This window comes from Streptomyces sp. NPDC101219, from assembly GCF_044767675.1.
Classification (GTDB): domain Bacteria; phylum Actinomycetota; class Actinomycetes; order Streptomycetales; family Streptomycetaceae; genus Streptomyces.
Window position 1 is genome coordinate 395,576 of record NZ_JBIWOK010000001.1, and the last position, 21,851, is coordinate 417,426.

Consider the following 21,851-nt stretch of genomic DNA (forward strand, 5'->3'; position numbering starts at 1 on the left):
GGCGGCGGTCAGTCGCCCGGGCGGTGGTAGCGCCGGTGCAACTCCTTGATCTCCTCGGTGAGTTCCGGGGCGGGCCCGGCGACCTGCACCCCGGGGGCGACCTCCGCGACGGGCAGCGGCCGCACCGGCGGGGCGGGCACACCGAACTCGTCGAGCCAGCCGGTCAGCTGCGCGGACGAGGCGGCGTACACGATGCGGCCCAGGCCCACCCACGCGTGCGCGGCGGCGCACATCGGGCAGTGCTCCCCGGAGGTGTACACGGTGGCGGCGGCGCGCTCCGCCGGGGTCATGCGGTCCGCGGCCCAGCGCGCCAGCTCGAACTCGGGGTGCCGGGTGCGGTCCCCGCCGGCCGTGCGGTTGCGGTCCTCGGCCAGCACGGTGCCGTCGCCGGACACGAGGACCGAGCCGAAGGGGTCGTCACCCGCCTCCAGCGCCTCGGCCGCCAGCTCCACGCAGCGGCGCAGGTACGACAGTTCGGCTTCCTTCACGACCATGACCGGCCTTCCTCGACGCGGGTGACCACTGTTGCCGATCAAGGTAACCCGCGGGCCGCGCGGTGTGATTCCCGACGCGTTCCCGGCCGGCCGGGGGCGCCGGAGCGGAGCCGGCCGGGGCGGGGGCGGTGCCGGCGGGTGCGGAGCGGGCCGGGGCCGGTGTGGCGCCGGCGTGGGCGGTGGCCCGGTGGACGCCGGTGGCCGGGCGCGCGCTATTTCCGTTGCCCCCGACGGAGCCGCCGTGCTGGAGTGGGCGGTATGGATCATGCCGCGCTTCTCGCCCTGTTCGACGCCGAGGTCCGCAGGGGAGCGCGGCCCGACGGCCCGGGCGCCCGGATCGAGCGGACCGCGGCCGTGGTCCGGCAGACCGCACCGGAGCACGGCTGGAACGGCGTCCTGTGGTCCGCGCTCACGGAGCGGGACGCGGATGCGGTGGTCGCCGAGCAGATCACCCGCTTCACCGGTCTCGGCCGGGCCTGCGAATGGAAGCTGTACGGCCACGACCGGCCCGCGGACCTCGGCCGGCGGCTGGTGGCGGCCGGGTTCACCCCGGGCGCGGACGAGACCCTGATGATCGGTGAGATCGCCGCACTCGACCTCGGCGCGGCACCGCCCGAGGGCGTCGACGTCGTGCCGGTCACCGACCCGGCGGGCGTCGGGCTGGTGGCGGCGGTGCACGAGCGGGTCTTCGGCACCGACGGCTCACGCCTGCGCCGCGACCTCCTCGCCCGGCTCGCGGACGGGTCCGGCACGGTGTCCGCCGTCCTCGCCCTCGCCGGCGGCGAGCCGGTGAGCGCGGCCCGGCTGGAAGTCGTCCCCGGTACCGGATTCGCCGGCCTGTGGGGCGGCGGCACCCTGCCCTCCTGGCGGGGCCGGGGCGTCTACCGCGCGCTGGTCGCCCACCGGGCCCGGACAGCGGCGGAGCGCGGCTGCCGGTACCTCCAGGTCGACGCCTCCTGGGAGAGCCGCCCGATCCTGGAACGCCTGGGCTTCGCCGCGCTCACCACCACGACTCCCTACGTCCACCTCCCCTGAGCCACGCGTCGCGAGGGCCGGGCGGACGGGCCGCCCGGCCCCGGCAGGGCACCTCGGAACGGGTTACGTCCTCCGGTTGGTCCTCGCCGCCGTGGCGGCGCACACGGCGCCCAGGATCACGGCCAGGGCCCCGATGATGATGTTGTTCCAGATGACACCGGCGTCCGGGCTCTCGCCGACGATCCACGGCGAGACGATCATCCAGACGCCCAGCGCGCACATGGCCCAGCTGAGCCCGTACATACGGGCCGGGGCGGCGGTGAAGCCGAGCGCCAGCAGACCGATGGCGATGCCCACGATCAGGTTGTGGGTCACCAGGGCGGGCTGGCTGGTCGTGTAGTGCAGGATCCACGGGGACACCGCGCAGTACAGACCGAGCAGGAACACCGGTCCGTCCACGAGGGCCACATCGCGACCGCCGAGCATCCGGTCGTAGCGGGCGCGCATTTCGGAGGCATCGGGGTGGCCCGTGATGTCACCCCTGGGGTGCGAGACGTTGGCCATGGTCGTCTCCTTCGCTGGCAGTCCTGACCGCCTGTGCGGCGGTGTGCGGCAAATGCCGTGCGTTAGCTCATTCTGCTCTTATTTCTCCTTTATGTGTAGGGCCTGGTTTATGTGTAGGGCCTGGCCGGGGCGCGTGGGCCGATCAACCCCGGCCACATGGCTGGTCTATACCCTTGACTGGTACAGACCAAAGCGGTTGAGTGTGTCTCCACACCCCCCACCACGGCCGCCCCACCGCCCGTGACCGGTCACCGGTGCGCGCGGGCGGGGTGCGCGACCTCATGTCCTCCCCGCCGGAGCGGCCGTGTCCCGCAAAGGAGTTGGTCCCTTGTCGAGACACCGCATCGCCGCCGCGCTCACCGTGCTCGCCCTGGCCGGCAGCGCCCCCGTGCTCCTCCCCGCCGCGCCCGCCTCCGCCGCCGCGTGTTCCAGTTACCCGAACTGGGTGGCCGGAAAGGCGTACAACGCCGGTGACATCGTGCGCTACACCGACGGCCGGGCGTACATCGCCGAGCACGCCAATCCGGGCTACGACCCGGTCATCAGCACCTGGTACTGGGAGCCGTACGCCTGTGACAACGGGTCCGGCACGCCGGTGGGCGACTTCGTCGTGTCCGAGGCACAGTTCAACCAGATGTTCCCGAACCGGAATTCCTTCTACACCTACAGCGGGCTGAGGGCCGCGCTCAGCGCCTACCCGGGCTTCGCGAACACCGGCAGCGACACGGTGAAGAAGCAGGAGGCCGCCGCCTTCCTCGCCAATGTCAGCCACGAGACCGGCGGTCTGGTGCACGTGGTGGAACAGAACACGTCCAACTACCCGCACTACTGCGACTGGGGACAGCCCTACGGCTGCCCGGCCGGCCAGGCCGCCTACTACGGGCGCGGCCCGATCCAGCTGAGCTGGAACTTCAACTACAAGGCGGCGGGGGACGCGCTGGGCATCGATCTGCTGAACAACCCCTGGCTGGTGCAGAACGACGCGGCCGTCGCCTGGAAGACGGCCCTGTGGTACTGGAACACCCAGACCGGTCCCGGGTCGATGACCGGGCACAACGCCATGGTGTCCCAGGCGGGCTTCGGACACACCATCCGCAGCATCAACGGCTCGCTGGAGTGCGACGGACGGAACCCCGCGCAGGTGCAGAGCCGGGTGACCAAGTACCAGCAGTTCACCCAGATCCTCGGGACGTCACCCGGCGGCAACCTGTACTGCTGACGCGGCACGCCACGGCATGGTGTCATGCACCTGACCATCAGGACGGCCGCCGCGCACCGGGCTCCCCGGCGCGCGGCGGCCGTCCCCGGACGAAGGGCATCCACCATGCGCACCCCCCACGCCCTGCTGACGGCGTCCGCCGCGGCCGTCGCGCTGGCCGCGACGGTCGTGGCACCCGGGCAGGCAGCCGGCGCCGACGCGGTTCCGCCGCCCGGTGTGTACTACGTGCAGAGCACGGTCACCGGCTTCAACGCGGCCGACCGCGGCGGCGCGGTCGAGCAGCACAGACCCCGCGGGAACGAGGACCGCCAGCAGTGGCGGCTGCGGGCCGACGGCGGCTCCCACCTCCTGGAGAGCACCGACGCCCCCGGCACCTGCCTCGGCCGGGGCGGCGACCGGGCCCGTACCGTCCCCTGCACGGCGGCGGACGCGCCCTGGACGGTCACCCCGGTGGGCGCCGACCGCTTCACCCTCGCCGCCCCGGGCACCGGCCGGCGCCTCGCCGTCGCCCCCAAGCCCGCCGGCGCCGTCCACCCGGCCCCGCTCACCGTCGGCGCCGGACCGGACGACCTCGCCACCTGGTACCTCACCCCGGCCGGGCCCGTCACCGCCCCGATGCCGCCCCCGGACCGCCGCACCCTGGACCAGGTCACCTTCCTCACCACCCACAACGCCTACGCCAACGGCGTCGACGGCGGCTTCGCCCCGCCCTTCGTCAACCTCTTCCCCAACCAGACCCGGGGCATCGAACGCCAACTCGCCGACGGCGTCCGCGGTTTCATGCTGGACATCCACCAGACCCCGGACGGTGCGATCCTCTGCCACAACAGCTGCACCCTGGTCAGCCGGCCCGTCGCCCTGTGGGTCGACCTCCAGCGGATCGTGGACTTCCTGCGCTCCCACCCCGACCAGTTCGTCACCGTGTTCCTGGAGGACTACGTCGACCAGGAGGTGCTCCGCTCCGAACTCGCCCGCGTCGACGGCCTCGCCGACGTGCTGTACCGGCCCGACCGGACCGGTGTCAGGGAGAACGGCTGGCCCACCATGGCGGAGCTGACCGCATCCGGGAAGCGGCTGCTGATCTTCACCGACCGCACCCGCGCGTCCGACGCGGCCGGCGGCGTCACCCGGGACACCTTCGGCGTGATGTACCAGCGCGAGTGGACGGTGGAGAACCACTGGTCCATGGGCTCGGGCGCCGGCGCCTCCGACTGGTCCTGCTACAGCCGGTGGTACGACGCCGGGACCACCCTCCCGCTCACCCGCACCGAGCCAGGGTTCCGGCCGCTGTTCGTCATGAACCACTTCCGTGACGTCCCGCTCACCGCCACGGCCGGCACGGACAACGGCAAACTCGCCGACCGCGCCCGCCGGTTCTGCGAGCCGGCCGCCCGCAAGAAGCCCACCTACCTCGCCGTGGACCACTACGACCGCGGCAACCCGGCGGCCGCCGTGGCCGAGCTGAACACCTACACGTACCCGTAGCCGCACCCCGGGCACGTCACGGCCGGGAGGGGGCCGGGTCCGCGGACCCGGCCCCCTTGCCGTGCGGCACCCGCCACCGCGCACGCACGGACTGGCGCATCCGTGGGTTTTACGTATAACCTCTCCGGTCGATCCCACTCGGAAAGGTGCCGATGAGACGCATCGCCCTGGTCACCCTCGTCGTGGACGACCACGACGAGGCGATCCGCTTCTTCACCGAGGCCCTCGGCTTCCGGCTCGCCGAGGACACGCCCCGGCACGACGGCTCCCGCTGGGTCGTCGTCGAGCCCGGCGAGGGCACGGCCGGCACCGGACTGCTGCTCGCCCTGGCGAAGGGGGAGCGGCAGCGCGCCCGCACCGGTGACCAGACCGGCGGGCGGGTGGGCTTCTTCCTGCACACCGACGACTTCGCCCGCGACCACCGCCGGATGACGGCCGCGGGCGTGACCTTCCTGGAGGAACCGCGCCACGAGGCGTACGGCACCGTCGCCGTCTTCCAGGACCTGTACGGCAACCGCTGGGACCTGCTCCAGCCCGCCGCACGCCCCACCCGCACGCCACCGACCGCCGAGGAACGACCCCGCTCATGACCGCGTCCCGCATCACCCCCGACATCGTCCGCCGTCTGCCCAAGGCCGTGCTGCACGATCACCTCGACGGCGGTCTGCGCCCCGCCACCCTGGTGGAACTCGCGGACGGTGTCGGCCACACCCTGCCCACCACCGACCCCGACGAACTGGCCGCCTGGTACGTCGAGGCCGCGAACTCCGGCGACCTGGTGCGTTACATAGCCACCTTCGAGCACACGCTCGCCGTCATGCAGCACCGCGAGGGCCTGCTGCGCACCGCCGAGGAGTACGTCCTCGACCTCGCCGCCGACGGGGTCGTCTACGGCGAGGTCCGCTACGCCCCCGAGCTCATGACCCGGGGCGGGCTCACCCTGCCCGAGGTCGTGGAGGCCGTGCAGGAGGGGCTCGCCGCGGGCATGGCCAGGGCGGCGGCCGCCGGAACCCCGGTGCGCGTGGGGACGCTGCTGTGCGGGATGCGGATGTTCGACCGGACGCGGGAGATCGCCGACCTGGTGGTGGCGTACCGGGACGCCGGTGTCGTCGGCTTCGACATCGCCGGCGCCGAGGACGGGTTCCCGCCCGCCGACCACCTCGCTGCCTTCGAGCACCTGCGCCGGGAGAACGTGCCCTTCACCATCCACGCCGGGGAGGCCCACGGGCTGCCCAGCATCCACCAGGCCCTCCAGGTGTGCGGCGCGCAGCGCATCGGGCACGGTGTGCGCATCACCGACGACATCCCGGACCTGGCCGAGGGCAAGCTGGGCCGCCTCGCGGGCTGGGTCCGGGACCGGCGGATCGCGCTGGAGATGTGCCCCACCTCCAACCTCCAGACCGGCGCGGCCACCTCGATCGCCGAGCACCCCGTCACCGCGCTGAAGGACCTCGGCTTCCGGGTCACCGTCAACACCGACAACCGGCTGGTGTCGGGCACGACGATGACCCGGGAGATGTCCCTGCTGGTCGAGGAGGCCGGCTGGACCGCCGAGGACCTGCGCACGGTGACGGTGAACGCCGTCAAGAGCGCCTTCCTGCCCTTCGACGAGCGCAACGCGCTCCTGCGCGACGTGGTGCTCCCGGGCTACGCCTCCGTCGTCTGAGGCAGCCCGCGGACGTAGGCGGCCTGTCCGACGTGCTGGAGGTCGTCGGACAGGACGCTGACCAGCCGAACGCCCAGGCTCACCGGCGGGTCCCACCGCTCGTCGACGATCCGCTCCAGGTCCTTGGCGGTCAGGGAGCGCAGGGCACCGAGGGTCTGTGCGTGCACGGCGTCGTGGTAGCCGGTCAGCAGGTCGGCGGAGTCGACCCGCACCTTCGCGGCCTTCGCCGGGGTGTGGCCGTAGCCGGTGTCGTGGCGGGGGAGACCGAGCCCGAACCGGTCCGCCCACCCCTCGGACAGCCACACCTGGTCCAGCCCGAACGCGTCGGCGACGTGGTCGTCCTGCACCCGGGTGAGGTGCCAGACCAGCCAGGCGGGGGAGTTGGCGCCGGGGGCGGGCCGGGCGTCGAGCCCCTCGGGACCGAGGCCCCCGACGGCGGCGTGGACTTCTTCCCGGACCCGGCCGAAGCCGTCGATGAGGATGTCCTTGGCATGCATGGGCCCAGCCTTGCGCATCCACGCGCGGGGCGCGGCCCGGACCGCTCAGCCGGTGCCGTCCCGGGCCTCGCCGTCGCCCAGGAAGGCCATCAGGGCCCGGGCCGCCGGGCTGGTGGCCCGCGGGGACGGCACCAGGGCGACGGTCTCGTAGACCGCCTCGCCGGTGCCCTTCAGCGGCAGCGCGGCCAGGCTCTCGCGCTTGTGCCGGAAGTGCCGCGGCACGACGGCGACCCCCAGGTCCTGGTCGACGAGGTCGAGCAGGCTGTGCACGTCGTTCACCTCCAGCGCGACCGTGCGGCGCACGCCGGCCGCGGCGAACGCGGCGTCGGTGGCCCGGCGCGGCCCCCAGTCGGGGTGGAAGTCCACGAAGACCTGCCCGGCCAGGTCGTGCGGGGTCACCGGCGCCCCGGACCGGGCGAGCCGGTGATCGGGATGGCAGAGCACGGTCATCGGCTCGCTGGTCAGCGGGACCGACCGCAGGTGGTCGCCGTCCCCCTCCGTCCGGTACGCGAAGGCGAGGTCCAGGCGCCCCGTCGCGACCTCCTCCGCGAGTGCGGCCGAACCCCACTGGCGCAGCCGTATCTCCACGTCCGGATGGCGCCGCCGGAAGGCGGCGAGCAGCTCCGCCACGTGCACCCCGGCGATGCACTGCTCGGTGCCCACCGCGAGCGTCCCGCGCAGCACGCCCTGCACCGCGGCCACCGCCTCGTGCGCCGCCCGCACCTGGGCCAGGATCCCCTGGGCCTCGGACAGCAGCGCCCGCCCGGCCTCGGTGAGCGTCACCCTGCGGGTCGTCCGGACGAACAGCGGTGTCTGCAGCTCCCGCTCCAGCGCGCGGATGGAGGCCGACAGGCCCGACTGGGAGACCATGAGCCGTTCCGCCGCCCGGGTGAAGTGCTGGTCCTCGGCGACGGCGACGAAGTGCTGGAGGTGGCGCAGTTCCATGATTGAGAAGCCTAACCGCTGAATCCCATCGGATTCTTCTGTTGGACTGCTGCCGCCGGGCCGGGACAGAGTGGACGCACGGTTCCACCGAACCGTCCGTGAACCTGCCCGATCCGTGTGCCAACCCCTCTGGAGTCGCGTTGTACACCCCGCACCCCGACCGTTACGCGGACCTGCCCTACCGGCGCACCGGACGCAGCGGTCTGAAGCTGCCGGCGCTCTCGCTCGGCCTGTGGCACAACTTCGGCCCCGACCGTCCGGCCGAGACCCAGCGTGCCATCCTGCGCCGCGCCTTCGACCTCGGCGTCACCCACTTCGACCTCGCCAACAACTACGGCCCGCCGCCCGGCGCCGCCGAGTCGGCCCTCGGTGAGGCGCTGAGGGAGGATTTCGCGCCGTACCGCGACGAACTGGTGATCTCCACCAAGGCCGGCTACCTCATGTGGCCCGGCCCGTACGGCGAATGGGGCTCCCGCAAGTACCTGCTGTCCTCGCTGGACCAGAGCCTGACGCGCATGGGCCTCGACCATGTCGACATCTTCTACTCCCACCGCTTCGACCCGGACACCCCGCTCGAGGAGACGATGGGCGCCCTGCACTCGGCGGTCCAGCAGGGCAAGGCGCTCTACGTCGGCGTGTCCAACTACTCGGCGGAGCAGACCCGGGAGGCCGCCCGGATCCTCGGCGAGCTGGGCACCCCGCTGCTGATCCACCAGCCCCGCTACTCGATGCTGGACCGCCGCCCGGAGGACGAGGGCCTGCTCGACACGCTCGACGACCTGCGGGTCGGCTCCATCGCCTACTCGCCGCTGGAGCAGGGGCTGCTGACGGCCCGTTACCTCGACGGCATCCCCGAGGACTCGCGGGCGGCGGGCGACAGCCCGTTCCTGAAGACGGACGCCCTCACCGAGGACCTGGTGGCCCGGCTGCGCACGCTCAACTCGATCGCCGAGTCGCGCGGCCAGAGCCTGGCGCAGATGGCGCTGGCCTGGGTGCTGCGCGGCGGGCGCGTCACCTCCGCCCTGGTCGGGGCCAGCAGCCCGGGTCAGCTGGAGGACAGCGTCGCGGCCACCCGCAACCTCTCCTTCGACGCGGAGGAACTGGAGCGCATCGACGCCGTCGTCAAGCAGTGACGTCGCGCCCGGGCCGCGGCCCGGGCGGGCCGGACGGCGGGGGCCGTGCCACGCGCGCGGCCCCCGCCGTCGTGCTGACGCGGATGCGTCCCCCGGATCCGGGTGAATATGCCAGGAGACTGGCCGGAAACATATGGTGACAGTGTTTCAGTCGTGAACATACTCAGACTGAGAGCGCTTCACACCGCGCGACGGCGCCCTCACGCACAGCACGCGCGCCGGGCGGCCGGCGGAGCACGCGAGCCACGCAGCGGGGGAGACACACGTGCACGACGAATTCCTGTGCCACGTCACGGCCTACGGTGTCTGCGACGGACGCCGCATCGGAGTACCCCTGGGCACCTACCGGGCGCCCACCCTCGCCCTCGCCCTGTGGTGGCTGCGCGACCGCGCCTCCTGGATCGCCGAGCGCCTCGACCCGCAGCCGGAGGCCGAGCACTTACCGTCGGGCGCGCTCGTCCCCGTCCCCGACGGCGTGCCCGACGTACCCTCCACCCTGCGCGCCTGGTGCGGCGACGTCGCCCGGCAGCAGGAGATGGCCGACGCGCTGGCCGCCGGACGCATGGTCCGCGTCGCCACCGGTGACGACACCACCGAGTACGAACTGCTGGCCGAGTCCGTGGACACCCTGCGCATGCAGCGCGCCGCCCCGGTGCTCAGCATCCCCGTCGGCTGACCGGGCCGGACGCCGCTCCACGCCGGGCACCCGAACGGACCAATCGGTAGAATCCAGGCATGGCGGAGCGATCGGCAGCACCCGAGCTCGTCCTGGAGACCGACACCGGATCCACCCGGATGACCCCGGTCCGCGACTACCACGTCGGACGCGACCCGTTGTGCGACATCGTCATCGACGACGCCCGGGTCTCCTGGCACCACGCGGTGCTCCGCCCCACGGACGGCCACTGGACCCTCCAGGACGAGCACAGCACCAACGGCACCTACGCCGACGGACAGCGCGTCGCCGCCCGCGACGTCGGCCCCGGCAGCGTCATCCGCTTCGGCAGCCCCGACACCGGACCCCGCGCCGTCCTCACCGACCCCGCGCCGCCCGTCCCGGAACGCCTGTCGGCCGTGTCCCACCCGGCCCTCACCGGCACCTACCGCCGGCCCACCGAGGTCCGGCCGCTGCCCGCCCGCACCATCCGCATCGGCCGCAGCGGCGACAACGACCTCGTCCTCGACGACCTCGTGGTCTCCCGGCGCCACGCCGAACTGCGGGCCCTGCCCGACGGCACCTACGAGATCGCCGACCTCGGCAGCCACAACGGCACCTACCTCAACGGCGCGCCCGTCACCCGCGCCCCCGTCGGCCCCGGCGACATCGTCGGCATCGGCCACGCGGCGTTCTGCCTGGTCGGCGACGAACTCCAGGAGTACGTCGACACCGGCGAGGTCTCCCTGGACGTCCAGGACCTCACCGTCGCCGTCGACCGGGGCCGCAAGGTCCTGCTCGACCACGTGTCCTTCCCGGTGGGGGAGAAGTGCCTGCTCGCCGTGGTCGGCCCCAGCGGTGCCGGCAAGTCCACCCTCCTCAACGCCCTCACCGGCCAGCGCCCCGCCGACCACGGCACGGTCCTCTACGACGGCCGCGACCTCTACCGCGACTACGCCGAGCTGCGCCAGCGCATCGGCCTCGTCCCGCAGGACGACATCCTGCACGCCCAGCTCACCGTCCGCCGCGCCCTGTCCTACGCGGCCGAACTGCGCTTCCCCCAGGACACCGCGAAGGCCGAACGCCGGGCCCGCGTCGACGAGGTGATCCGCGAACTCGGCCTGGAACAGCGGGCCGACCAGCCGGTGCACAGCCTCTCCGGCGGACAGCGCAAGCGGGTCAGCGTCGCCCTCGAACTGCTGACGAAACCCTCCCTGCTGTTCCTCGACGAACCGACCTCCGGCCTGGATCCCGGCATGGACCGCTCCGTGATGCACATGCTGCGCGGCCTGGCCGACGACGGCCGCACCGTCATCGTCGTCACCCACAGCGTGCTGAGCCTCGACGTCTGCGACCGGCTCCTGGTCCTCGCCCCCGGCGGGCACATCGCCTACTACGGGCCGCCCGACGACGCCCTGGCGTACTTCGGCTTCGAACAGTGGCCCGAGGCATTCGAGGCCTTCGAACGTGACCGGGACCGCGACTGGGCCGGGGACTACCGCACCTCCCCCTTCCACGGCCGCTACATCGCCGACGCCACCGAACAGCCCCCGCAGCCCCGGTCCGGCCCGGTCGTCATCGCCCCGCCGCCCCGGCCGCGCAGCCGCGCCGCACAACTGAGCACCCTGGTACGCCGGTACGCGGCCGCGCTGAGCGCCGACCGCACCTTCCTCGCGATCATGATCGCGCTGCCGTTCGTGATGGGTGCGATGGCCCGCGCCCTGGCCGGCGGCGCCCTCACCCGGGAGACCGTCTCCAACACCCTGCTCATCCTGTGCGTCGGCGCGGTGCTCACCGGCGCCGCCAACGCCGTACGGGAACTGGTCAAGGAGCGTGCCATCCACCGCCGGGAACGGGCCGTCGGCCTGTCCAGATCGGCCTACCTGCTCTCCAAGATCGTCGTCCTCGGCACCGTCACCGTGCTCCAGGCCGTCGTCCTCACCCTGGTCGCCCTCCTCGGCGTCGACCTCAACGCGCCGGGCGGCGAAGGCGTCCTCATGCCGCCGCTGGTGGAGATCACGGTGGCCGTGGCGCTGCTGGCCTTCACCGCCATGACCCTCGGCCTCCTCGTGTCCGCGCTGGTGCGCAAGGAGGAGGTGACGATGCCGCTGCTGGTGCTGCTCGCCATCGTCCAGGTCGTGTTCTGCGGCGCGCTGCTCAAACTCGACGGCGTGCCCGGCCTGGAACAGCTGTCCTGGCTGGTGCCCTCCCGCTGGGCGCTCGGCGCGATGGCCGGCACCGTCGACCTCGCCAGGATGTCGCCCGGCGACCTGACCTCGGACCCGATCATGCGGCACTCCGTGGGCGTCTGGCTGCTCGACGTGGGGATGCTGGTGGTGCTGGCGGCGCTGTTCGCGTTCGGCGTCTCCCGGCTGCTGCGCCGCCACGAACCCGTCGTGATGCGGAGGTAGTCCCCGCGATGACCATGCCCGCCTTCCGGCCCACCCACGTCGTGCCGCGGCACGGCATGCCCGCCTGGGAGGAGCCCGACCCCTCCCGGCCCACCGCCGACCTCGACCCGCTGCTGCCCGTGCAGCTGACCGAGTCCCGCGGTGACTGGGGGCACGTGCTGTGCTCCAACGGCTGGTCGGCCTGGGTCGACGGCCGCCGCCTGCTCGCCGTCCCCGAGGACCCGCCCGCCGCCGACGCCCCGCCCGCCCGGACCGCCGACCCCCGGCCGCTGCTGACCCGCGTCGAGGAGGCCCTGGCCCGCTACCGGACCGCGGCCGACAACCTGGCGGAGGGCGGTCTCGACGGCGAGGCGTTCCGGCAGCGCACCCGCGGCCTGCGTGTCGGCATCGTCGTCGACGGCGAATCCGCCTGGCTCTACGACTCGGCCCACGGCCGCTGGCTCTACACCGACGGCGCCCACCTGCACACCTACGCCCCCGACGAGCCGCCGCGGGCCGTCCAGGACGCGGCGGCCACACCGGCCACACCGGCCACACCGGCCGCTCCGGAGGCCGCGGCGCCCCGGGGAGCGCCGGCGCACCCGCCGACCCGCGTGGTCTCCGGGGACGAGAACCGCGGACGCCGGGCCGCCTCGGACGGACCCGTCCCGGCGGCCGACCCGCCCCGCCCGCAGTACACGCCCACTCGCGTGGTGTCCGACGCGGAGGGGCCGCCGGTCCGCACTCCCGCGCAGGAGGGCGACGGGCCGCCCGCCGGCAGGGGCGCCCCGGACGCCGAACCGACCCGGCTGGTGTCCGGTCCGCCGGACGGCACCGGCTCGCCGGGACGGGGGCCCGCCGGAGCGGACCCCGACCGTCGGGCACCGGCCCGTGGGACACCGGCTGATCCCGGACAACCGGAACCGGCGACGGCCCGCGGGACACCGGCGGAACCCGAACCGGAGCCCGAACCGGGTCCGGGACCGGCGATGGCCCGCGAGGCCGCCGCACAGCAGGTGCCGGCCGCCGGGCGTGCGCCGGCGGTCGGGCGCGCGGAGGCGGCCGCCCCGGCCGAGCCCGCCGCCGGAGGCGCGACGGCCCCCGGACCCGCCGAGCTCCCGGCCGACCGTGCGGCGGACGGGCAGGACGAGCCGGGCGGGCCGAGCCGACCGGACGGGTCCGCGGGGCATCCGCCCACCCGGCTCGTCTCCGGCACACCCGGGCCGCCGCCCGGGCCCGAGGAGCCCACCCGGGTCGTGTCCCCCGGCAGGGTGACGTCCGATGAGCCGTGACACCAGCCTCTTCGCCGGGCGTCCCGCCGAGCTGACCGGGCAGCAGGTCGCCGGATACCTGATCGAGGACGAGATCGGGCGGGGCGGCATGGCGGTCGTCTACCGGGCTCGGGACCTGCGGCTGGACCGTACCGTGGCCCTGAAACTGCTCGCCCCGGAACTCGCCCGCAACGACACCTTCCGCCGCCGCTTCACCCACGAGTCCCGCACCGCCGCCGCGATCGACCACCCGCACATCGTGCCGGTGTTCGAGGCGGGGGAGACGGACGGCATCCTGTACATCGCCATGCGGTACGTGGCCGGCAGCGATCTGCGCCACCTCCTCGACCGGGAGGGCCCGTTGCCGCTGCCCACCGCGCTGCGCATCGCCACCCAGGTGGCGTCCGCGCTCGACGCCGCCCACGACCACGGGCTGGTGCACCGCGACGTCAAACCGGGCAACATCCTCGTCTCCCGCGGCACCGACAGCGACCACCCGGAGCACGTCTACCTCACCGACTTCGGGCTCACCAAGAAGTCGTTGTCACTGACCGGCTTCACCACCGTCGGCCAGTTCGTCGGCACCCTCGACTACGTCGCGCCCGAGCAGATCTCCGGCCGTCCCGTCGACGCCCGCTGCGACGTGTACGGCTTCGCCTGTGTCGTCCACGAGACGCTTGCCGGGCATCCGCCCTTCCGCCGCGACGACGACATGGCGCTGCTGTGGGCCCACCAGTACGACGACCCGCCCCGCCTGACCGCCGACCGGCCCGACCTCGCCCCGCAGGCCGACGCCGTCCTCGCCAAGGCCCTCGCCAAGAGCCCCGACGACCGCTACGCCTCCTGCCTGGACTTCGTCGCCGCGCTGCGCACGGCCTCGACCGGCAGCCCCCGCCCCGCCACCCACGTGGCGGCGCGCGTCCCCCGGCCGGAGGAGGGCCCGCCGAAGCGGCCGCCCCGCTGGGCACACCCGGTGTTCGAACCCCCCGGCTAGCCGCCCCGGGCGGCCGGGGACACGAGCGGAGTCCCTGTCCGACACCCTCGGGCACCCTCGCCGCCCGGCCGTCAGGGCCGGTCCGGCGCCGGGCCCGCGTCCGTCTCGCCCCGCCGGCGCACCCGCCGGGCCAGCAGCGCGCCGGCGAAACCGGTGACCAGGCCCCACAGCAACGCCAGCCCCAGGGCGCTCCACAGCCGGGGCCGCAGCAGCACCTGCCCCGACAGGCCGTCGCCCAGGTCGCCGATGCCGAGGACGGACAGGCCGAGGCGGGCGGAGATCCGGGCCATGAGGCAGATCATCAGCACGGTGAGGGCGAGCGCCACCGCCATGTGCACCGCGTGCTGCCAGGCCCGGATCCGGGCGGGCGACAGGGCCGCCATGACGAAGGCGGTGGTCAGCAGCAGCACCGCGTCCACGACCGGCAGCCACCACACCCGGCCGTCGTACTCGGCGAGCGTGCCCAGGTCGAGCGCGGAGATGTCCGGGGTGCGCAGGACCTCGTCCAGGACGTGCGGCATGGGCAGCCCGAACGGCCCGTCGACCCTGCCGTCCCAGGTGGCCCCGAGGCCGATGGTCAGCGCGAGCCAGGCCACGTTGGGCAGGCCCAGCAGGATCACCGCGAAGGTCTCGGCCGCGTGGCCGCGGGTGACGGCGACCACCAGGGCGATCAGGAGGGCGACGACCACGTAGGCCAGGAGCAGCTGCACCATGGCGTGGGCGGCGGGCCGCACCGATGACTGGAAGCGCAGCAGCCCGCCCGGCAGCGGCGCGCCCCGCGACACCAGCAGGGCCAGCACCAGCACCCCCGCCAGCCAGACCAGGCCGATCAGCACCGTCGGCAGCACGTCGGTGGAGAAGCCGACCTTCGGCCGGACGCCGAAGAGGTCACCGAGGTCTCCGAGCGCCCCCTCCCCGAGGGAGATCTCGAACGTGCGCCGGGCGGCGAACGCCAGGCCGAGCAGGGCGATCAGCCACAGGGCGGCGATCCGGGCGGCCCAGCCGGCCAGCTCCGGCGCCCCGGCGACCGCCCGGTGGCGCAGCGGGCGCAGAAAGCCCCAGCCGACGACCAGCGCCCCGGTGAGGGTCACGGACAGCGGAATGACCGTCAGACCCCCTTCGGTACCGGCGAGTCCGCCGGCGTCGCCGGAGAGTTCCACCGTTCCGCCGACGGCCGTGACCACCGTCGCGGCGACCACGGAGGGGAAGGAGCCGTCGGGCAGGTCCGTGGCCCCGGCCGCCCACAGGCCGAGCGCGGCGACCACGCCCATGGCGAGCAGACCGCCGAGCACGGTGAGGAGGGCCTGGACCCAGCCGTGCCGCGCGACCGCCGGGCCGGAGAGGGTGCGTGAGGTCACTCGGTCACGCTAAGCAGGCCCGACAGGCGGCGCCCGCCGGGAGGTCCGTCCGCGTCGGCTTGCGGGCGGCGCACCCCCCGAGCACACAATGAACAGGTAGGGCACAAGGCGCAGGCATCGCCTCCGGTATCCGGCGCGATGTGTGACTGCCGCGGACCACCCGCGCGGGAAGAAGAGCTCGTGAGCGTCGAACCCCCGTCCTCAGGCCGGCCCACCGGACCTCCGTCCGGACCGCTGTCCGGCCCCTCGCAGCCTCCCTCGGGCCCACCGTCCCAGCCGCCGCCCACCGGAGGCGGCTCCTCGGCCGGCCCGCCCGGGCCGGGGCGGCGGCCGTGGTGGCGTTCGGTACCCGGCATCGCGGCGATCGCGGCCGCCGTGGCGGTCGCCGTGATCCTCACCGTGGTGTTCACCCGCTCCGGCGGCGGCGGCACCAGTGACCAGGCCGCCGGCGGGGAGGTCTTCCTCCAGTCCGCGAACTCGGAGGGCCCCGACCCGTTCACCGAGTCGACCGCCGAGGACACCTCCGCCCCGACGGTCACCCCGTCCGCGCCCACCGGATCCGCCTCCGCCAACGCGGTGCGCACCGTCGACGGCGGTGCCCCCGGCCTGTACGGGGGCACCCAGGACGCCGCCGCCTGCGACGTGGAGCAGCAGATCCGGTACCTGAAGGAGGTGCCGGCCAAGAACGAGGCGTTCGCCGACGTGGCCGACGTCGCCCCCGGGGACGTGCCCGGCTATCTGCGCTCGCTCACCCCGCTGCAACTGCGCATGGACACCCGCGTCACCAACCACGGCTACCGCGACGGGGCCGCCACCCAGTACCAGGCCGTGCTGCAGGCCGGGACCGCCGTCCTGGTGGACGACCGGGGAGTGCCCCGGGTCCGCTGCGCCTGCGGCAACCCGCTGACCGAGCCGGTCGCCCAGTCCTCGCCGCGCCACACCGGCAAGCCGTGGCCCGGGTTCAACGCCTCGAACACCGTCGTGGTGGAGCCGTCGGAGCGGCCGGTGAAGAAGTTCGTGGTGCGCGACTCCGACGGCGGCTGGTTCGAGCGGAACCCGGGCGACAAGGGCGGCAAGGACCGCCCGACCGAGCCGCCCGACCACCGGAGCCCCTCGACCGGCCCGACCACTCCCACGTCGCCGCACTCCGACGGGACGACCACTCCTCCGGACGGGCCCACCACGCCGACCGGTCCGCCCACCACCGACACCGGCCCGGACAACGGCGACACCCCGACCGGTGAGTCCCCGGCGTCCGAGTCGTCGGCACCGCCCCCGCCGCCGCCCGCCTCCGACACGCCCGAGTCGGCCGGCAGCATGACCGCGCCCCCGGTCGTGTCGTCCTAGCCCCCGCCGGCCGCCGGGGTAGAGGGGTCAGCCGCCCGGACCCGACCGGACGACCAGCGCGTGGTCGCCGAGCCCCCTCAGCCGCCCGGCGGGCAGCGCGCCCGACGTGGTCAGGACCACCTCCAGGCGTCCGGTGGCCGGGTCGAAGGCCGCGTCCAGCACCGTGCCGCGGGCCCGGCCCGCGTCGGTCAGCACCGGTCGTCCGATCAGCTCCCGGTGTTCCGGCGCCGCCACCGGACGGTCCGGCAGCCGTACCCGGACCCCCTCCGGTCCGACGGCCTGCACCGCGCTCCACGGCAGCACGCTCCCGCCCCGCAGCCGGCCGCGCCGTACCCGCACGTGGGTGACGGCTCCGGTGGCGACGTCGAACGTCAGCGCCTCGACCGCGCCGAGCCGCCGCACACCGCCCCGCGCCCCGGTGACCAGGACGGGCAGTCCCCGCAGCCGGGCGTACGGCATCACCGCGGTGCGCTCCTCGCACGCTCGTGAAGGGCCCCGGCCCGGGACACGAAGCCCGTCAGGTCGTCGGCGACGTAGGCGGTGGCGTGCGCGGGGACGACCAGGGTCCGGCCGGAGACGGACAGCGCCTCGGCCCGCGGGAGATAGGCCCGGTGCCGGTGGTGCCGGGAGCCGCGCACCAGTTCGCGCCGGGCGGCGAGGCGGAAGGCGGCCACCCGGCCGCTGGTGCCGCCCTCGACGAGGACGTCCAGCACGGTGCCCACGGGCTCGCCCTCCTCGGTCACAACCCGGGCCCCCAGCAGCCGCCCGCGCAGTGCGTCCCCCCGTACCGCCGACAGCGGCAGACCGAGCAGGGCTTGCTCGTCGCGGACCATGACGGCGTCCGGGCCGAGGGCGTACACGGCGGGCCAGGGCAGGCTCTGCCGCAGCGGACCCGACAGCAGGCCCCGCCCGGTGACGGTGAATCCGGTGACGTGTCCGGCCGTGCCGTCGAGGAGGGTGTCCTTGACGTGGGCGACCGCGTCACCGCCGAGGGTGACCACAGGTAGCATCGTCAGGCTCCTCACCGCCATCAGTTCGTTCATGGCCCGTCCTTCCGCCCGCCGCGCCGGGCCCGCGGACCGGGCGCCCCGCGGGTCCGGGCACCGGGTTCCCCCGGTGTGCTCAGGCATACACGGGTCAGGGGGACTGCCGCGCCGGACTCGGGGTACGTGGACTGGTGCAGAGCGTCCGGCCAGCCCGGCTTTCAGAGAGAAACGCATGACCGACCACCTGGACGGGGCAGTGATACCGACTGGTTTCGACGTGCCCGTGGAACCGCTGCGGCGGGCCGCACACTTCACCGGCGAGCCCGGATGCATTGCCGAGGCGCGCGCCTTCGCCGCGCTCTTCCTCGAGCAGTTGCGGACCGACTGGTGCGCCACCATCGACGAACGCGTCGACGGTGCCGTCCTGCTCGTGGTCAGCGAGCTGGTCACCAACGCGGACCGGCACAGCAACGGCCCCTACATCCTGGAGCTGGAGGGCACCGACACCTCGCTCGCCGTCACGGTCTTCGACAGCAGCGTCACCCTGCCCCGGGTGTTCCCCCGCGATCCCGAGCGCGTCGGCCGGCACGGCCTGGAGATCGTCCGCGCCCTGGTGGACAACGTCACCGTGGAACGGGTCCCGGTCGGCAAGTGCGTGCGCGCCGAGCTGAACCTCGCCGAGGGCTGAACCGGACCACCGCGTCTCGTTTCTTTTTTCCCGTGCGGTCCGCAGGACCGACGGCGTCGTCCTCGCCTGTCCGGTGATCCCGCTCGCTTGACTGAACCCGGCCACAAACGCTGCGGCTGCCGTCCCCCCTGCTCCGCGCACAGCGCGGGAGGGGGGACGGCAGCCGCGAAAGCCGTCCGGGAGGGTGTGGGCTCAGGCGCAGCCCAGCTCGCCCAGCATGCCCTCGCGGAGCCGGGTGATGATCCGCTTGATCAGCCGGGAGACGTGCATCTGCGAGCAGCCCAGCTGCTCACCGATCTCCGCCTGGGTGGCCTCCTCCACGAACCGCATGTGGATGATCTGCCGGTCGCGTTCGCTGAGCTCCGCCATCAGCGGGGCCAGGGCGTGGAAGTCCTCGACGAGCCGCAGCCCTTCCTCCTCCACCCCGATGAAGTCCGCCAGCACGGCCTCGCCCTGCTCCGGGCCGTCACCGGTGAGGGCGGCGTCCAGGGAGGAGGAGTTGTAGCCGTTCGCCGCGATCTGGCCCTCGATGACCTGGTCCTCGGTGATGTTCATCAGCGTGGCGAGCTCGGCGACGGTCGGCTCGCGGTCCAGCCGGCTAGCCAGCTCCTCGCGGGCCTTCGCCAGCTCCACGCGCAGTTCCTGCAGCCGCCGCGGCACGTGCACGGCCCAGGTGGTGTCCCGGAAGAAACGCTTGATCTCGCCGACGATGTACGGCAGCGCGAAGGAGGTGAACTCGACCTCGCGCGAGAGCTCGAACCGGTCGATCGCCTTGATCAGACCGATCATGCCGGTCTGGACGATGTCCTCCATGTCGTCGCCCCGGCCGCGGAAGCGACCGGCGGCGAAGCGCACGAGCGACATGTTCATCTCGATGAGGGTGTTGCGCGCGTACTGGTATTCGTGGGTGCCCTCTTCGAGCTCCGTCAGACGGCGGAAGAACTGCCGGGACAGTTCCCGGGCGTCGCGCGGGGCGACCGCCCGCGGGTCCGCCACCCCAGGCAGGCCTCCGTCACCCGTACTGGCCTCGGTGTTCTCGTCGACGACCTGCGCCTGCGGCCGGATCACGGCGGTCTCCATTACCTCTCCCCACGAGCATCACGGCGGACATGTGCTGGGCTGCCTCGCCCTCAGGACGAGCGGGTACCCCGCATGTGCCCACACATGCACACCGTGTTCCGGACAATCGGCAGCGGGTGCCCACCGCGGGGGAGGGCACGCCGTCCGTCCGATGGTACGGGCGTCCGGGCCGGCCGGCAGCCCCGGGGCGGAACCTTGTGTTCCGGCTGGTCGCGGGCGCGGACTTCACTCAGGGCGGAACGCCGCTCCCTTCCCCCGGGCGCCCGGATTCCTAGGCTGAGGGGGTGACGAACCAAGCGCCGAACGACGCCCGGGTCATCCCCCTGCGACCGGCTGCCGCCCGCCCGGCGCCCGCACCCAGGGAACCCCTGTGGCGGGACCTGGTCGGAGACGTGCTGCGCCGCGAACGGCTGGCCCAGGAACGCACCCTGAAGGACGTCGCCGAAGCGGCCCGCATCTCCATGCCCTATCTGTCAGAAGTGGAACGGGGCCGCAAGGAGGCATCCTCGGAGGTCCTCGCCGCCGCGGCCCGGGCCCTCGGTCTGGGGCTCGGCGACCTGCTGGCCCGCGTCCACCACGACCTCGCGAGCAGCACCGCCCGGCGGTCCGGCGCCGCGGCCCCCGGCGCCAAGGCCCCCGCCACGGCCCCGTCCGGCGCGCACCACGGCGGACTGTGCCTGGCCGCCTGACGACGGCCGTCCGCCCGCCGGCCCCCAGGCCGTGTCGTTCGGATCACTCCGACTCGGATCGACGGCGCCCTGACAGCGCCGGTGCCCCGCGGCCCCGGGGTGATCCGAAGGACACGGCCCAGCCCGGGGGCGCCGGCGGGCCCGGGCTCAGACGCCGACGACGCGCCGGCTCAGTACCTCGTCGGCGAGGCCGTAGGCGACGGCCTCCGGCGCGGTGAACACCTTGTCGCGGTCCATGTCCGCGCGCAGGGTCGCCACGTCGTGGTGGGTGTGGCGGGACAGCACCTCCTCCACCTGGGAGCGGATCCGCACCATCTCCTGGGCGCGGAGCGACAGGTCGGAGACGGTGCCCCGCTGCCCGCCCGTGGCGGGCTGGCCCAGCAGCACCCGCGCGTGCTCCAGCACGAACCGCCGCCCCGGGTCGCCCCCGGCCAGCAGCACGGCCGCCGTGGAGGCCGCCTGACCCACGCAGAAGGTGGAGATCGGCGCCCGGACGAACGTCATGGCGTCGTAGATCGCCATGAGCGAGGTGAAGGAGCCGCCCGGCGAGTTGAGGTAGAGCGCGATCTCGCTCTCCGGCGCCTCCGCCTCCAGGTGCAGCAGCTGCGCGATGACGACGTTGGCGACGCCGTCGTCGATCTCGGTGCCCAGGAAGACGATCCGCTCCGACAGGAGCCTGCTGAAGACGTCGTAGGACCGTTCGCCCCGCGCGGTGCGCTCGACGACGTTCGGAATCGTGTAGCTGCCCATCAGCGCAGTCCCATCCTCGGACGGCCGGCGGCCGGGCGGACGTCGGCGAGCGACTGCACCACCCGGTCGACCATGCCGTACTCCCTGGCCTCCTCGGCCGTGAACCAGCGGTCGCGGTCGCCGTCGCGGGAGATCTCCTCCGCCGTCCGGCCCGTGTGCTCGGCGGTGATCCGCTCGATGGTCCGCTTGGTGAACTCCAGGTTCTCCGCCTGGATCTCGATGTCGGCGGTCGTCCCGCCGATGCCCGCCGACGGCTGGTGCATCATGATCCGCGCGTTCGGCAGGGCGAAGCGCTTGCCCGGCGTGCCCACGCTCAGCAGGAACTGCCCCATGCTGGCCGCGAAGCCCATGGCGAGCGTCGACACGTCGTTGGGGATCAGCCGCATCGTGTCGTAGATCGCCAGTCCGGCGTGCACGGAGCCGCCGGGGCTGTTGACGTAGAGAGCGATGTCGGTGTGCGCGTCCTCGGCGGACAGGATCAGCAGCTGGGCACAGACACGGTTGGCGGAGACCTCGTCGACCTGGGTGCCCAGCAGCACGATGCGCTGCGCGAGCAGCTGGGCGGCGAGGTGGTCGTCGAACCGGGTCGGCGGTGTGTCGCCCTCCTCGGCCCGGGGTGAGATGTCCGGCCACGGGCCGGCGGTGAAGGGTGCCATGGGCGCTCC

General features: G+C 73.8%; 23 protein-coding genes. 13 read left to right on the forward strand and 10 right to left on the reverse strand.

The annotated features are described in order from the left end of the window. Positions 1–8: 8 nt before the first annotated feature. Positions 9–494: a nucleoside deaminase gene (locus tag ACIRPP_RS01895; RefSeq protein ID WP_403637066.1), complete on the reverse strand. Its 486-nt coding sequence runs from the start codon at positions 492–494 to the stop codon at positions 9–11. Positions 495–752: 258 nt separating this feature from the next. Between ACIRPP_RS01895 and ACIRPP_RS01900 the strand changes: the two genes are divergently transcribed. After that, positions 753–1,529 carry a GNAT family N-acetyltransferase gene (locus tag ACIRPP_RS01900; RefSeq protein ID WP_403637070.1) on the forward strand — a complete coding sequence of 259 codons (777 nt, stop codon included), beginning with the start codon at positions 753–755 and terminating at the stop codon, positions 1,527–1,529. Positions 1,530–1,592: 63 nt separating this feature from the next. Here ACIRPP_RS01900 and ACIRPP_RS01905 read toward each other — a convergent pair whose 3' ends face one another. Continuing rightward, positions 1,593–2,033: an SPW repeat protein gene (locus tag ACIRPP_RS01905; protein ID WP_403637072.1), complete on the reverse strand. Its 441-nt coding sequence runs from the start codon at positions 2,031–2,033 to the stop codon at positions 1,593–1,595. Between the two features lie 328 nt (positions 2,034–2,361). Here ACIRPP_RS01905 and ACIRPP_RS01910 point away from each other — a divergent pair, with 328 nt between their 5' ends. From ACIRPP_RS01910 to ACIRPP_RS01925, 4 genes are all read left to right on the forward strand, one after another. Continuing rightward, positions 2,362–3,252, forward strand: coding sequence for a glycoside hydrolase family 19 protein (locus tag ACIRPP_RS01910; RefSeq protein ID WP_403637074.1), 891 nt, complete (start codon positions 2,362–2,364; stop codon positions 3,250–3,252). Positions 3,253–3,357: 105 nt separating this feature from the next. Beyond that, positions 3,358–4,737: a phospholipase gene (locus ACIRPP_RS01915; RefSeq protein ID WP_403637076.1), complete on the forward strand. Its 1,380-nt coding sequence runs from the start codon at positions 3,358–3,360 to the stop codon at positions 4,735–4,737. Between the two features lie 152 nt (positions 4,738–4,889). Beyond that, the gene (locus tag ACIRPP_RS01920) at positions 4,890–5,327 is read left to right on the forward strand and encodes a VOC family protein (protein ID WP_403637078.1); all 438 of its coding nucleotides are present in this window, start codon (positions 4,890–4,892) and stop codon (positions 5,325–5,327) included. Next, complete coding sequence (locus tag ACIRPP_RS01925; RefSeq protein ID WP_403637080.1) at positions 5,324–6,403, forward strand: adenosine deaminase; 1,080 nt, start codon at positions 5,324–5,326, stop codon at positions 6,401–6,403. The genes ACIRPP_RS01920 and ACIRPP_RS01925 overlap by 4 nt, the downstream gene beginning before the upstream one ends. On the opposite strand, the gene ACIRPP_RS01930 is transcribed toward ACIRPP_RS01925, so the two are convergent. Next, the gene (locus ACIRPP_RS01930; protein WP_403637082.1) at positions 6,385–6,900 is read right to left on the reverse strand and encodes a DinB family protein; all 516 of its coding nucleotides are present in this window, start codon (positions 6,898–6,900) and stop codon (positions 6,385–6,387) included. The genes ACIRPP_RS01925 and ACIRPP_RS01930 overlap by 19 nt on opposite strands. A 45-nt stretch (positions 6,901–6,945) precedes the next feature. Continuing rightward, the gene (locus tag ACIRPP_RS01935) at positions 6,946–7,845 is read right to left on the reverse strand and encodes a LysR family transcriptional regulator (protein ID WP_403637084.1); all 900 of its coding nucleotides are present in this window, start codon (positions 7,843–7,845) and stop codon (positions 6,946–6,948) included. A gap of 140 nt (positions 7,846–7,985) precedes the next feature. On the opposite strand from ACIRPP_RS01935, the gene mgrA reads away from it, so the two are divergent. The 5 genes from mgrA (at position 7,986) to ACIRPP_RS01960 (ending at position 14,288) form a co-directional block, all read left to right on the forward strand. Next, the gene (mgrA, locus tag ACIRPP_RS01940; protein ID WP_403637086.1) at positions 7,986–8,978 is read left to right on the forward strand and encodes an L-glyceraldehyde 3-phosphate reductase; all 993 of its coding nucleotides are present in this window, start codon (positions 7,986–7,988) and stop codon (positions 8,976–8,978) included. A 265-nt stretch (positions 8,979–9,243) separates the two neighbouring features. Continuing rightward, on the forward strand, positions 9,244–9,654 hold the full coding sequence (locus ACIRPP_RS01945) for a hypothetical protein (protein ID WP_164342871.1): 411 nt from the start codon (positions 9,244–9,246) through the stop codon (positions 9,652–9,654). Between the two features lie 59 nt (positions 9,655–9,713). Then, positions 9,714–12,044 carry an FHA domain-containing protein gene (locus ACIRPP_RS01950; protein ID WP_403637088.1) on the forward strand — a complete coding sequence of 777 codons (2,331 nt, stop codon included), beginning with the start codon at positions 9,714–9,716 and terminating at the stop codon, positions 12,042–12,044. 8 nt (positions 12,045–12,052) lie between these two features. Then, a complete protein-coding gene (locus ACIRPP_RS01955; RefSeq protein ID WP_403637090.1) occupies positions 12,053–13,315 on the forward strand; it encodes a hypothetical protein in 1,263 nt (420 codons plus the stop codon). Beyond that, positions 13,305–14,288 carry a serine/threonine-protein kinase gene (locus tag ACIRPP_RS01960; RefSeq protein WP_403637092.1) on the forward strand — a complete coding sequence of 328 codons (984 nt, stop codon included), beginning with the start codon at positions 13,305–13,307 and terminating at the stop codon, positions 14,286–14,288. Before ACIRPP_RS01955 ends, ACIRPP_RS01960 begins: the two co-directional genes overlap by 11 nt. A 71-nt stretch (positions 14,289–14,359) precedes the next feature. On the opposite strand, the gene ACIRPP_RS01965 is transcribed toward ACIRPP_RS01960, so the two are convergent. After that, positions 14,360–15,646 carry a streptophobe family protein gene (locus ACIRPP_RS01965; RefSeq protein WP_403637094.1) on the reverse strand — a complete coding sequence of 429 codons (1,287 nt, stop codon included), beginning with the start codon at positions 15,644–15,646 and terminating at the stop codon, positions 14,360–14,362. Between the two features lie 180 nt (positions 15,647–15,826). Here ACIRPP_RS01965 and ACIRPP_RS01970 point away from each other — a divergent pair, with 180 nt between their 5' ends. Next, on the forward strand, positions 15,827–16,993 hold the full coding sequence (locus ACIRPP_RS01970) for a DUF6777 domain-containing protein (protein WP_403637096.1): 1,167 nt from the start codon (positions 15,827–15,829) through the stop codon (positions 16,991–16,993). 27 nt (positions 16,994–17,020) lie between these two features. Here ACIRPP_RS01970 and ACIRPP_RS01975 read toward each other — a convergent pair whose 3' ends face one another. Then, a complete protein-coding gene (locus ACIRPP_RS01975; RefSeq protein ID WP_403637098.1) occupies positions 17,021–17,452 on the reverse strand; it encodes a PRC-barrel domain-containing protein in 432 nt (143 codons plus the stop codon). Beyond that, positions 17,452–18,036, reverse strand: coding sequence for a PRC-barrel domain-containing protein (locus tag ACIRPP_RS01980; protein ID WP_403637100.1), 585 nt, complete (start codon positions 18,034–18,036; stop codon positions 17,452–17,454). Before ACIRPP_RS01980 ends, ACIRPP_RS01975 begins: the two co-directional genes overlap by 1 nt. Positions 18,037–18,211: 175 nt before the next feature. On the opposite strand from ACIRPP_RS01980, the gene ACIRPP_RS01985 reads away from it, so the two are divergent. Further along, positions 18,212–18,667, forward strand: a complete 456-nt coding sequence (locus ACIRPP_RS01985) for an ATP-binding protein (protein ID WP_403637102.1) — start codon at positions 18,212–18,214, stop codon at positions 18,665–18,667. A gap of 192 nt (positions 18,668–18,859) precedes the next feature. Here the strand turns inward: ACIRPP_RS01985 and ACIRPP_RS01990 are convergent, their stop codons facing one another. After that, positions 18,860–19,747, reverse strand: a complete 888-nt coding sequence (locus ACIRPP_RS01990) for an RNA polymerase sigma factor SigF (RefSeq protein ID WP_164351628.1) — start codon at positions 19,745–19,747, stop codon at positions 18,860–18,862. A gap of 284 nt (positions 19,748–20,031) precedes the next feature. Between ACIRPP_RS01990 and ACIRPP_RS01995 the strand changes: the two genes are divergently transcribed. After that, complete coding sequence (locus ACIRPP_RS01995; protein ID WP_403637104.1) at positions 20,032–20,436, forward strand: helix-turn-helix domain-containing protein; 405 nt, start codon at positions 20,032–20,034, stop codon at positions 20,434–20,436. A gap of 147 nt (positions 20,437–20,583) precedes the next feature. Here the strand turns inward: ACIRPP_RS01995 and ACIRPP_RS02000 are convergent, their stop codons facing one another. Further along, complete coding sequence (locus tag ACIRPP_RS02000) at positions 20,584–21,186, reverse strand: ClpP family protease (RefSeq protein ID WP_164347466.1); 603 nt, start codon at positions 21,184–21,186, stop codon at positions 20,584–20,586. After that, positions 21,186–21,842 (reverse strand): ATP-dependent Clp protease proteolytic subunit, encoded by a 657-nt coding sequence (locus ACIRPP_RS02005; protein ID WP_403637106.1) that lies wholly within the window; start codon positions 21,840–21,842, stop codon positions 21,186–21,188. Before ACIRPP_RS02005 ends, ACIRPP_RS02000 begins: the two co-directional genes overlap by 1 nt. Between the last annotated feature and the right edge of the window lie 9 nt (positions 21,843–21,851).